Source organism: Xenorhabdus siamensis (genome assembly GCF_037996745.1).
GTDB classification, from domain to species: domain Bacteria; phylum Pseudomonadota; class Gammaproteobacteria; order Enterobacterales; family Enterobacteriaceae; genus Xenorhabdus; species Xenorhabdus indica.
This window is the reverse complement of record NZ_JBBMXE010000005.1, coordinates 138,934-151,116: the sequence shown is the minus strand read 5'-3', so window position 1 is coordinate 151,116 and position 12,183 is coordinate 138,934. Positions and strand designations below refer to the sequence as shown.

The window sequence follows — 12,183 nt, the reverse complement described above, 5'->3', positions numbered from 1 at the left end:
TTGGCAGTATTATCTCGGCTGGGAGGGTATATGGACGAATTAAAATCAGAAAATAAGCAAGAAACAAAAAACGAATTTAAACCTGATGCTTCTGATCGCCGCCCTCAGCGATCACGAACTCAAAACCAGCGCCCAAAGCTGGCAGTATCGCGTCAACAAATGATGATTGGAGTCGGTATACTGGTGCTTTTACTACTGATTATCGCTATTAGTTCTGCCCTGAAATCCCCAACCGAGCATGAAAAACAGCAATCACAGAATTCAGTCGAGAAAAGTATCGATCTGTCAGGCTCTCCATCGTCTTCTACTAACACGCAACCGACTAATGCGCAAAATAGTATGCAGGGAAATCCATCAGAACCTGCCACATCGACTTCGTCAACAAATAATCCACGCGAAATCGGTATGCCACCAATCAGCAGTACACCTAGCCAAGATCTCGCTCCTGCAACAACTGGAACAGGTGGCTACAATCAACGCATAGAGTTACCTGGCGATATTTCTGATGCTTTAAATCAACAACAGAGCAACATTAACGATACTGTGCAAAAAAATAAGGCACAAAAAAATCTGTCATCATCACAAAATAACTCGGTAAAACAAACGCTAACACCACCGGAAGAACAGAAAAAAACTGAAAAGGTTGCACCTCCCAAAATAGAAAAAACAGACAAGCAGCACAAGGAAACAGCTAAACCTGCCATCATCGATCATCAGTCAAATAAGCAGAGTGTTGCAAATGCAGCAGCTGACTTACTGAAAGTACCTGCAAATCGGTTTACACTTCAATTGAGTAGCGCTAGTCGTTCTGATACCTTGATCGCTTTTGCAAAAAAGAATAACCTTGCCAATTACAAGGTTTACGAAACCAAACGAAATGATAAGACATGGTTTATTTTGATCTACGGTAGCTACAACTCCGCTTCTGAAGCCAAAAAGGCAATTTCTTCACTCCCTACAAACATTCAGACTCAAAAACCTTGGGTGAGAAAACTACAACAGGTTCATCAAGATCTGAAAAAATAAAACTATTTTTATTAGGCGCTGATATGCTGTCCTAAACAGAGTACAATCTGCGGCTCTGAAATTATTGAATACTTTATTTGACGGCATGAAAAAAAAACGCGCTTTCTTAAAATGGGCCGGTGGAAAATACCCTTTGGTGGATGATATTAAACGTTATCTGCCAGAGGGCGAGCGCTTAATTGAGCCATTTGTTGGCGCAGGCTCGGTATTCCTGAATACCGATTATGATTCTTACATCTTATCAGATATTAACAATGATCTAATCAACCTGTACAACACAGTAAAATCCAGTGCGGATGAATTTATTGATCATGTCCGTCCCTTATTTTCACCAGAGTTCAACACGTCTGAGATCTTCTATCACCTGAGAGAAGAGTTCAACAGCAGTAAAGACTCATTCTATCGCAGTGTGTTGTTTCTGTACCTTAATCGCCACTGTTATAACGGCCTTTGCCGCTATAACTCACGGGGCGAGTTTAACGTTCCTTTCGGACGCTATAAAAAACCTTATTTTCCAGAAGATGAGTTGTACTGGTTTGCCGAAAAATCCCAGAAGGCCTCTTTTATCTGTCAGCATTACGGAATCGCACTAACTAAAGCGCCAAAAGGTTCAGTTGTTTATTGCGATCCGCCTTATGCGCCTCTTTCAGCAACGGCAAATTTTACCGCCTACCATACAAATAGTTTTAACCTCCTAGATCAGGAAAATCTGGCACGGCTCGCCTATAATCTCTCGTCGCAACAGGATATTCCCGTGCTTATATCCAATCATGACACGCCGATGACACGGGAATGGTATCATCAAGCTTCCCTTTACATTGTTAAAGCCCGCCGGACAATAAGTAGAAATATTCTTGCCCGCAGTAAAGTTGATGAGCTTTTGGCGTTATACTGCCAGAAGTGAGTAAGGTTTCCTGCCCCTGAAATAACGGGGATAAACAATGAATTGGAGAAGAGAATAATGAAGAAAGATTTTCTGATTGCCCCATCCATTCTATCCGCAGATTTTGCCCGTCTGGGTGAAGATACCGTAAAGGTATTGGCAGCAGGTGCTGATGTTGTGCATTTTGACGTTATGGATAATCATTACGTCCCGAACCTGACAATTGGTCCGATGGTCTGTCAGGCTCTGCGCAATTATGGTATTACCGCTCCGATTGATGTTCACCTGATGGTAAAACCTGTTGATCGCATTATCCCCGATTTTGCCAAAGCAGGTGCAACCTATATCACTTTCCACCCCGAAGCGAGCGAGCATGTCCACCGAACGCTGCAACTGATTAAAGATCATGGTTGTAAAGCGGGTTTGGTTTTCAATCCGGCAACATCTCTCAGCTACCTTGATTATGTTATGGATAAACTGGACGTCATTTTGTTGATGTCAGTTAACCCTGGTTTCGGTGGTCAATCTTTCATTCCAGAAACCCTGAACAAACTGCGCCAGGTACGCAAACTTATTGATGAAAGTGGATACGATATTCGCCTTGAAGTTGATGGTGGTATCAAAGCCGATAATATTGCCGCAGCAGCTCAGGCAGGGGCGGATATGTTCGTCGCAGGCTCCGCAATTTTCAGTCAACCTGACTATAAAACGGTTATTGATGAGATGCGCCGTGAATTATCAACAGTAGCATAATGGCAGACAACATGATGGAAAAAAATGTAGTTAAAAACATTCGGGCCATTGCATTTGATCTGGATGGAACGCTGACCGACAGTGCCGGTGGCCTGGCCGATGCTTTAGATCAGGCACTGATTGCCAAAGGATTGCCCGCAGCAGGCAAAGAACGTGTTGCAGTTTGGGTGGGTAATGGCGCAGATATCATGGTTGAACGTGCATTGAAATGGGCGACAGTGAAATTTACCCCAGAATTGCACCATGAAATCCGCGAACTGTTTGATAAATTCTATAAGACCACTGTCACAACAGGCAGCACACTCTTTCCTCATGTCAAAGAAACGTTGGCAGAGCTGGCAAAACATAACCTGCCGATGGCAATTGTCACCAACAAGCCAACACCTTTTATTGCACCATTGCTGGAATCATTAGGTATCAGTGAATACTTTTCACTGGTGCTAGGTGGTGACGATGTTAAACAGAAAAAACCGCATCCGGCACCGCTGTATCTGACAATGGGCATGTTTGGTCTACATAAGGAAGAATTGCTTTTCGTTGGTGATTCACGTAATGATATTTTGGCTGCACAGGCAGCAGGTTGTCCTTGTGTTGGCTTAACCTATGGATATAACTATGGGGAATCTATAGCATTAAGTCGTCCGGATTATGTATTGGACAATTTCTCGGATTTAATCCCAACAATTGGACTATCAACTTTGAACTTACAGGAAGCGTAATAAAATGAATGAACCCACTGCAATGAAACCAAACGCACAAAAACCCATTGTATTCAGCGGCGCACAACCCTCCGGTGAATTAACCATCGGTAACTACATGGGGGCGTTACGTCAGTGGGTTAAAATGCAGGATGAATATGATTGTATCTACTGCATCGTTAACCAGCATTCTATTACCGTACGCCAAGATCCCGAAGAACTGAAAAAACGCACACTGGATACGCTAGCGCTTTATCTTGCTTGTGGCATTGATCCAAAGAAAAGCACCATTTTCGTTCAGTCACATGTTCCACAACATACTCAACTGGCTTGGGTATTAAACTGTTACACCTATTTCGGTGAACTCAGCCGCATGACTCAATTTAAGGATAAATCAGCCCGTTATCCAGAAAACATTAATGCCGGTTTATTTGAATATCCTGTCCTGATGGCTTCTGATATTTTGCTTTACCAAGCTAATCAGATCCCTGTTGGCATTGACCAGAAGCAGCATCTTGAACTGACCCGTGATTTAGCGCTGCGCTTTAATGCCTTATACGGTAACATTTTCACTGTGCCAGAACCATTCATTCCGAAAGGCGGTGCACGCGTGATGTCATTGCAAGATCCGAATAAGAAAATGTCAAAGTCAGATGATAACCGTAATAACGTGATTGCTCTGATGGAAAATCCAAAAACTGTTGCCAAGAAAATCAAACGTGCAGTGACTGATTCCGAAGAACCACCTCGTGTACGTTATGATCTGGAAAATAAACCAGGTGTTTCCAACTTGTTGGATATACTTTCTGGTGTCACAGAAAAAACAATTCCTGAACTGGAAGCTGAATTTGAAGGAAAAATGTACGGTCATTTGAAAGGTGCAGTTGCAGATGCAGTATGTGAAATGCTGGCAGGTTTACAAGAGCGTTTCCATCATTTCCGTAATGATGAGATTCTACTTAACCAAATAATGGCAGAAGGTGCAGCTAAAGCACAGGCTCGTGCTCAGGCGACTCTGGATAAGGTCTATGAGGCGGTTGGGTTTATTGCTCATCCGTAATCATGTTTTACCCAATGAATTTCAAGATGCAACCAACAAATCTGAAACTTGAAAGATGATGGGTATTTTTATTATTTATTGCCAAAGGAGATCAATATATCTCCTTTGTTTTTTTGTCTGTTGATGTAGTTAATGTTTTAGTTACCATTTTAATTTTTTGAATCGAAGCATAATATCATTATTTGTTAAATTAGATGCAGAAGGAAATTCTGTATCATCATGCAGAATAACACGATCTTTCCTTTCACGTCTCCATGTTGCACTTGCATCTACACGTTTAAAAATATTTTCGTTTTCTTTCTCAAATCTAAAATGTTTAGAAGGCCTCTTATCTCTTCTTTCTCGATCAATTGCATATAAATGATTTTGATAAGTATCAGGGCCTGTATTCATACCTACTTCAAAACGAAAATCACTTAATACTCGTGAAATAGCCCAAGTATCATTTCTTTCTTCTTCATTAGCTTCATTATATGGATTTCTACACTCTCTAAAATATTTTAATTTTCTAATACTAGTGGGATTTTTATATTTATCATCTCTCTTAAGCATGTTGGATGAAAATCTTTCACTCAAAGAAATTAAAATACTCTCAATTTCTTTTGAGCCAACATTAGCAGCAAGAATTGCAGTACCACCAAAAGAATTGACCTTCCACGATTTTCCTCTAACATCACCAAAAGCGATTCCTAATGGTGCATCAACATTTCTAAATTTAGCCTCTTGTGAAATATTTTTAATACTTGTCTCCTCCAATTCAACATCAGCATCCAGATAAATACCTCCTTCTAAATATAAAATAACCGAACACGCAATATCACTCGACATCCCATAATTATGATAGTATCCATTGATATTCCTATAAAACATAAATTTCAAGAATATAATATTTTTATGCGAATGTATAAGTTTTTTATGTATAGCATCAAAAGCTTCATTTATATCTCTAATAAAAAAAGCATTAAATTTATAATTTAATTTTTGTATTTTCTCTTTTCCTCCTAACTTATCAAATTCACATCCAAATAACTCACCTACATTAATTACACCAAATTTACTATCAATGTTTTCTATCATATTATTAAATGTTCTTGTCATTAATGATTTGTTAAGAACCCATAAATGCACTTCAAAACCATGGTTATGCGTTTTCATTTCAATAATATTTCTCATAAACTTCTCTGGTATATCTTTACCAGTCCAGAAATAGTGGATTTTATTTGGTACATTCACAAATCACCTCTTCATTATTATTAATGTTTTAATTTTGATTGAATTTGTATTTTTTGCAGAATAAGAAATTCGTATGGATAATCCATTCTAATAATGTAAATACACATTTTTGTGACATTTATCACATTTTAAAAATAAGTATGACGATAACAATAATCTGATTATCGTCAACTGTGCTCTGACAATATATTGTTTGACGATTTTCTTAATTATTTCCAAATAAACGACGATTGAAGTCCTCTATTTTTCCATGCAATATCCGCTTTTGCATCGTTAGACTCCAGCTAGCAGATAACCCTGCTGCCCTCATTAAACTTTGGTATTGTTCTCCATCAAATGGGCTATGGAAAGCAATGGAAATCGCATCCTTAACAGAAACATCACTATTTCGACTTAATAATTTTAGTGGTTCAGCAGCACTGACAAAACCTGAAGAGATGACCCGATATAACCAACCGCAATACCCTTTATCTTGCATCATGGCTGCAAAATTCGCAATTCCAGTAATAAGGTTAAGTTTGTAGCAAGGAGAACGGGGTTGTGTCACCTGAATAATTGCTTCTCCCCACTGGAAAATATCCCCAATATAAACATTCTCTTCTGTCATACCTTCCGTTGATATGTTTTCACCAAATAAGGGAGATACAAATAATTCCACTAATTCAGGAAATTGCCTTTTCCAAAAGAGGTAATGTTCCATAGGATAATGACAAAGCGCGCGATCAGGACCGCCATGAAAACGAGTCTCTGCCTGTTCATCACCTTCCAGACCAAGAGAGGTTAGCTGTAAGCGTCCATTCACCAACAGTTTGTTGATTGCACTGAAACCCCACTTTTCGGAAGATGTTATTTTACCTCTATATACCTGTGGGTAATACATTTCTATTTCTCCTCAATAGGCTAATATAAATATTATCCTGACCAAATAAACGCCAAGTTTCATCTTTTTGCCCTTTTAAAGCAGAAAAGATGTCAAATGATAGCGAATATTATGAGCAATAAAAATGCTGACCCCACAGTGATCAGCATTATTAAGAGAGGGATTTTTAGAACTTATTCCATTTTTTCTTCGTAACGTTTTGCCGCTTCTTCCCAATTTACGACATGCCAAAATGCCTTAATATAGTCGGGACGACGGTTTTGATACTTCAGATAATAAGCATGTTCCCACACATCCAATCCCAAAATAGGATAACCTGAAGTACCGGAAATCTCTTCACCCATCAATGGGCTATCCTGATTTGCAGTAGAAACAACGTCAAGTTTGCCATCTTCTTTTAAGACTAACCAAGCCCACCCAGAGCCAAAACGGGTTGCGGCTGCTTGTTCAAATTTTTCTTTGAAAGCATCAACGCTACCAAAATCCCTTTCTATCGCAGCTTTTAAAGCACCAGATAAAGTTGTTTTTAACTTCAACCACTTCCAGAACAGACTATGATTTAAATGACCTCCTGCATTATTACGTATGAGAGTACGTTTATCAGCAGGAACTTCATCAAGCCGCTGAACTAGTTCATCAACCCCCAGAGAGGCTAGTTCTGGACAGTCTTCCAATGCAGTATTGAGATTTGTAATGTAAGCTTGATGGTGTTTGGTGTGATGAATTATCATCGTTTGTTCATCGAAATGCGGCTCTAGCGCGTCATAAGGATATGGTAGAGAAGGTAGTGAATGGCTCATGTCATATCTCCAGTTGTTTTAAAATATACACACCTTTTATTTATTGGGTATGAGGCTCACGCCTTGTGAACTGCAAGATTATTATAGTGAATTAAACGATAATGAAAACGATTATCAATTCCATATTATAACTATGGTTTCTTTTTAATTTCTCTTTTATTTCGTTTCTTAGACGAAATAACTAAATAAAATCCATCAGTTAGTGTATTTGTTTAAATAATGAAATTATTAATGACAATTAATTTTCACAAATACGCCGCACTAAATGCTCATCTCATGAAATTCATTCTTTCCAATTGCGTGATCTTCCGCCCAAAAAAGAAACAAAATTTCTTCTTACACTTTAGTTAACCTTGTTTTGACATAGTATTAACAATTGCAAGGAGATAAAAATATGACTCAAATAATCAAGCATCCTATTCCTGCTGACATCGCAGAAACAGCCCTGATAAACAAGCAACAATATATGCAAGACTACCAATGGTCACTACAAGATCCTGAAGGGTTCTGGGGTGAGAAAGGTAAAATACTGGATTGGATCAAACCTTATACCACGGTTAAAAACAGCTCTTTTGACCCCGGACACATCAGTATCCGTTGGTTTGAAGATGGAACACTGAATCTAAGTGCTAACTGCCTTGACCGCCATTTACAAGAACGTGGTAATCAGACTGCCATTATCTGGGAAGGAGATAATCCCACTGAATCCAGATATGTTACGTATCAAGAGCTATATCACGATGTCTGTCAATTCGCTAATGCATTGAAAAAAATAGGGATTAAAAAAGGTGATGTCGTCGCTATCTATATGCCAATGGTGCCGGAAGCTGCTGTTGCCATGCTGGCCTGTGCCCGGATTGGCGCAATTCACTCGGTGATTTTCGGTGGTTTTTCTCCTGATGCAATTTCTGGTCGGGTTATCGATTCAAATGCCAAGTTAATTATTACTGCTAATGAAGGTATACGAGCCGGACGAACTGTTCCACTGAAAAAAAATGTTGATGAAGCACTGAGCAACCCAACCGTGACAAGTGTTACCAATGTTGTTGTTTTTAAACGTACAGATAATGCCACAAGCTGGCAAACCGAACGTGATTTATGGTGGCATGAATTAACTGATGGGATGAATGCAGACTGTCCGGCCGAAGAGATGAATGCAGAAGATCCGCTATTCATTCTTTATACTTCCGGCTCCACAGGTAAACCCAAAGGTGTTCTGCATACCACTGGTGGTTATCTGGTCTACGCGTCTTTGACGTTCAAATATACGTTTGATTACCGTCCTGGTGAAGTTTATTGGTGTACAGCCGATATCGGTTGGGTAACAGGTCATAGCTATCTGTTGTATGGCCCGCTATCTTGTGGTGCAACATCCGTGATGTTTGAAGGTGTACCGAACTATCCTGATGTGAATCGTCTCAGCCAGGTTGTTGATAAACACCAGGTGAATATCCTCTATACTGCGCCAACGGCTATTCGTGCATTAATGGCCGAAGGGGACAAAGCTATTGAAGGAACCAAACGCACATCATTGCGCATCATGGGATCTGTAGGCGAACCCATCAACCCAGAAGCCTGGGAATGGTATTACAAAAAAATAGGTAATGGTAAATGCCCTATTGTCGATACATGGTGGCAAACGGAAACGGGTGGTTTCATGATTACACCATTACCTGGAGCAACTGCTCTCAAAGCAGGATCAGCGACTCTGCCATTCTTCGGCATTAGCCCCGCATTAGTAGATAACTCAGGTGATATTCTGAATGGTGAATGCGAGGGGAATCTTATTATCACCGACTCATGGCCGGGACAAGCCAGGACACTATTTGGCGATCATGATCGTTTTGAGCAAACATATTTTTCTACCTTCAAAGGGGCATATTTCAGTGGGGATGGTGCCAGACGTGATGAAGACGGCTATTACTGGATTACTGGCCGCGTTGATGATGTGCTAAATGTTTCAGGCCATCGATTGGGTACTGCTGAGATTGAATCGGCTCTGGTAGCTCATCCTAAAATCGCTGAGGCGGCCGTTGTTGGTATCCCTCACCATATCAAAGGACAAGCTATTTACGCTTATGTCACATTAATTCACGGTGAAGAACCTTCTCCTGAGCTGTATAGCGATGTCAAAAATTGGGTACGCAAAGAAATCGGCCCAATTGCAACCCCTGACATTCTTCACTGGACAGATTCTCTACCCAAAACGCGTTCAGGAAAGATTATGCGACGGATTTTGCGCAAAATCGCTTCCGGTGATACCAGTAACTTAGGAGATACTTCCACTTTAGCCGATCCGGGCGTTGTTGAAAAATTACTAGAAGAAAAGCAGTCCATGGCTATGCCTTAGTATATGCGGTAAAAACATCCATGCTGCCGTAGGGTGGCTTGGTGACATATCATCAAAAGCGCAGAACCGCTCAGGGACGTGATAAGTAGTCATGAATTCCTCCGAATACGGCTGCTCCGTATTTAATAGTCAATGTGGCTTAAGGTGCGTCCTTTAACATTTAAAAGGAGAAACTCTGATGAATGCCAATATTTATCAAGAGGTTGAGAATAATCCTCGCTTCAGGGAATTAGTTGAGAAGCGCGGACGTTTTGCCTGGTTGTTGTCCATCATTATGTTAATGCTTTATGTTGGTTTTATTTTCCTCATTGCCTTTGCCCCCGAATGGCTTGGAACACCTCTCTATGAAGGCTCCAGCGTAACACGTGGTATTCCTGTTGGTATCGGTATTATTTTTATTTCTTTTATATTAACAGGGACTTATGTTGTCAGAGCGAATGGTGAATTTGATCGTCTGACATCTGCTATTCTCAAGGAGGTGGGAAAATGAAAAAGCTTCTCCTCTCAACAATCCTGCTATTTCCTTCCTCCTACCCTATTCTAGCCCAGGCAAACGCCCTTTCAGGTAATGTAGAAAAGCAACCTTTGAATATTCAGTCCATTATCATGTTTCTGCTATTCGTTGGGTTCACGCTTTACATTACTTATTGGGCATCAAAACGAACAATTTCTCGTTCAGATTACTATACTGCCGGAGGACGGATTACGGGTTTTCAAAATGGTATGGCCATTGCTGGGGACTATATGTCAGCAGCCTCTTTTTTAGGGATTTCTGCATTGGTTTATACCTCCGGTTATGATGGACTGATTTACTCCATCGGCTTTCTTGTTGGCTGGCCAATTATTTTGTTCCTGATCGCTGAACGGTTGAGAAATCTGGGACGTTACACATTTGCTGATGTCGCTTCTTATCGATTAAAACAGCGTCCTATCCGTACTTTGTCTGCAATGGGATCTCTGGTTGTTGTTGCGTTATATCTGATTGCACAAATGGTTGGAGCCGGAAAACTCATCGAACTACTATTCGGGCTGAATTACCACATCGCTGTTGTTTTAGTTGGTATTCTAATGGTTCTGTATGTCCTGTTTGGTGGCATGCTGGCAACGACGTGGGTTCAGATTATCAAAGCAATTTTATTGCTGGCCGGAGCAACATTTATGGCTGTGATGGTTATGAAAGCCGTGAATTTCAATTTTAATACCCTGTTTAAAGAAGCTATTGCCGTACATTCACACGGGCAGGATATTATGAGCCCAGGTGGATTAGTTTCTGACCCGGTATCTGCGCTCTCTTTAGGACTGGCGTTAATGTTTGGTACTGCTGGCTTACCGCATATCATCATGCGATTTTTTACCGTTAATGATGCCAAAGAAGCCCGCAAAAGTGTTTTCTATGCTACTGGTTTTATCGGTTATTTCTACATCCTAACCTTTATCATTGGATTTGGTGCAATACTGTTAGTCAGCCCCAATGCTGCATTTAAAGATCCAACCGGAACATTAATTGGTGGGACTAATATGGCCGCAGTCCATCTTGCAAGTGCGGTTGGCGGTGATTTTTTCCTCGGTTTTATTTCTGCTGTCGCTTTTGCCACGATTTTAGCTGTTGTAGCAGGGCTAACATTAGCGGGAGCCTCAGCAGTTTCTCATGATCTCTATGCTAATGTAATTAAACGAGGACAAGCCAATGAACAGGATGAGTTAAAAATTTCCAAAATTACTGTGGTTTTCCTGGGAATTATCGCTATTGGATTAGGTATTTTGTTCGAAAAACAAAATATTGCTTTTATGGTCGGTCTGGCTTTTTCCATTGCAGCAAGTTGTAATTTCCCAATTATTTTATTGTCGATGTACTGGAGCAGGCTGACAACACGTGGAGCCTTGATTGGTGGATGGTTGGGATTAATGATAGCAGTCGTGTTAATGATCCTTGGCCCAACAATCTGGGTTAGTATTCTTGGTCATGAAAAACCAATTTATCCTTATGAATACCCAGCCCTATTTTCCATGATTGTAGCATTTGCCGGTGCATGGCTTTTCTCCATCACAGATACATCAGAACAAGGTCAACTGGAAAGAGAAAAGTTCCGTAAGCAATTTTTACGTTCACAGACAGGCCTTGGTATTGAACAAGGAAACTCATATTAAGCATTAATACTGAACTAATGTCTCCCTATAATATCAGTAAATCAATGACGAAAGATGGATTCATCAGTTAAGGTAGGTCCGACAAAGGAAATACACTACAGCGGTACTCATGGGGAATAAGAAAAGGTATATGGCCCAACTTCACTGATCAAACGCAAAAAAGCCATCCGGTTAAGGATGGCTTCTCTGTCAAATTGATGTCTGGCAGTGCCCTACTCTCGCATGGGGAGACCCCACACTACCATCGGCGCTACGGCGTTTCACTGCTGAGTTCGGCATGGGGTCAGGTGGGACCACCGCGCTATTGCCGCCAGACAAATCCTGTGTTCAATCCCGAACAAGCTGAGGCCCC

At 40.6% G+C, this 12,183-nt stretch carries 11 protein-coding genes and 1 rRNA gene; 8 read left to right on the top strand and 4 right to left on the bottom strand.

All coding sequences use genetic code 11. The features are described from left to right. The first annotated feature begins 30 nt into the window (after positions 1 to 30). The 5 genes from AAC852_RS04610 (at position 31) to trpS (ending at position 4,420) form a co-directional block, all read left to right on the top strand. Complete coding sequence (locus AAC852_RS04610) at positions 31 to 1,026, top strand: SPOR domain-containing protein (protein ID WP_340620008.1); 996 nt, start codon at positions 31 to 33, stop codon at positions 1,024 to 1,026. Positions 1,027 to 1,111: 85 nt separating this feature from the next. Then, entirely contained in the window at positions 1,112 to 1,930 is an 819-nt protein-coding gene (gene dam / locus AAC852_RS04605) for an adenine-specific DNA-methyltransferase (protein ID WP_340620007.1), read from the top strand. Positions 1,931 to 1,987: 57 nt separating this feature from the next. Beyond that, a complete protein-coding gene (gene rpe, locus AAC852_RS04600; RefSeq protein WP_340620006.1) occupies positions 1,988 to 2,662 on the top strand; it encodes a ribulose-phosphate 3-epimerase in 675 nt (224 codons plus the stop codon). A 14-nt stretch (positions 2,663 to 2,676) separates the two neighbouring features. After that, complete coding sequence (locus tag AAC852_RS04595) at positions 2,677 to 3,381, top strand: phosphoglycolate phosphatase (protein WP_340620236.1); 705 nt, start codon at positions 2,677 to 2,679, stop codon at positions 3,379 to 3,381. Positions 3,382 to 3,385: 4 nt separating this feature from the next. Next, complete coding sequence (gene trpS, locus AAC852_RS04590) at positions 3,386 to 4,420, top strand: tryptophan--tRNA ligase (RefSeq protein ID WP_340620005.1); 1,035 nt, start codon at positions 3,386 to 3,388, stop codon at positions 4,418 to 4,420. A 141-nt stretch (positions 4,421 to 4,561) separates the two neighbouring features. On the opposite strand, the gene AAC852_RS04585 is transcribed toward trpS, so the two are convergent. The 3 genes from AAC852_RS04585 to sodA all read right to left on the bottom strand — a co-directional run bounded on the left by AAC852_RS04585 (position 4,562) and on the right by sodA (position 7,333). Next, complete coding sequence (locus tag AAC852_RS04585; RefSeq protein WP_340620004.1) at positions 4,562 to 5,653, bottom strand: glycosyltransferase; 1,092 nt, start codon at positions 5,651 to 5,653, stop codon at positions 4,562 to 4,564. A 205-nt stretch (positions 5,654 to 5,858) separates the two neighbouring features. Then, a complete protein-coding gene (gene yiiM, locus AAC852_RS04580) occupies positions 5,859 to 6,533 on the bottom strand; it encodes a 6-hydroxyaminopurine reductase (RefSeq protein ID WP_340620003.1) in 675 nt (224 codons plus the stop codon). Positions 6,534 to 6,706: 173 nt separating this feature from the next. Further along, positions 6,707 to 7,333 (bottom strand): superoxide dismutase [Mn], encoded by a 627-nt coding sequence (sodA, locus tag AAC852_RS04575; RefSeq protein WP_340620002.1) that lies wholly within the window; start codon positions 7,331 to 7,333, stop codon positions 6,707 to 6,709. Between the two features lie 394 nt (positions 7,334 to 7,727). Between sodA and acs the strand changes: the two genes are divergently transcribed. The 3 genes from acs to actP all read left to right on the top strand — a co-directional run bounded on the left by acs (position 7,728) and on the right by actP (position 11,831). Next, positions 7,728 to 9,683 (top strand): acetate--CoA ligase, encoded by a 1,956-nt coding sequence (acs, locus tag AAC852_RS04570; RefSeq protein ID WP_340620001.1) that lies wholly within the window; start codon positions 7,728 to 7,730, stop codon positions 9,681 to 9,683. Positions 9,684 to 9,861: 178 nt separating this feature from the next. Continuing rightward, the gene (locus AAC852_RS04565) at positions 9,862 to 10,173 is read left to right on the top strand and encodes a DUF485 domain-containing protein (protein WP_340620000.1); all 312 of its coding nucleotides are present in this window, start codon (positions 9,862 to 9,864) and stop codon (positions 10,171 to 10,173) included. Then, positions 10,170 to 11,831 (top strand): cation/acetate symporter ActP, encoded by a 1,662-nt coding sequence (gene actP / locus AAC852_RS04560; RefSeq protein WP_340619999.1) that lies wholly within the window; start codon positions 10,170 to 10,172, stop codon positions 11,829 to 11,831. The genes AAC852_RS04565 and actP overlap by 4 nt, the downstream gene beginning before the upstream one ends. A gap of 199 nt (positions 11,832 to 12,030) precedes the next feature. On the opposite strand, the gene rrf is transcribed toward actP, so the two are convergent. Beyond that, a 5S ribosomal RNA gene (rrf, locus tag AAC852_RS04555) occupies positions 12,031 to 12,146 on the bottom strand. Positions 12,147 to 12,183 lie beyond the last annotated feature (37 nt).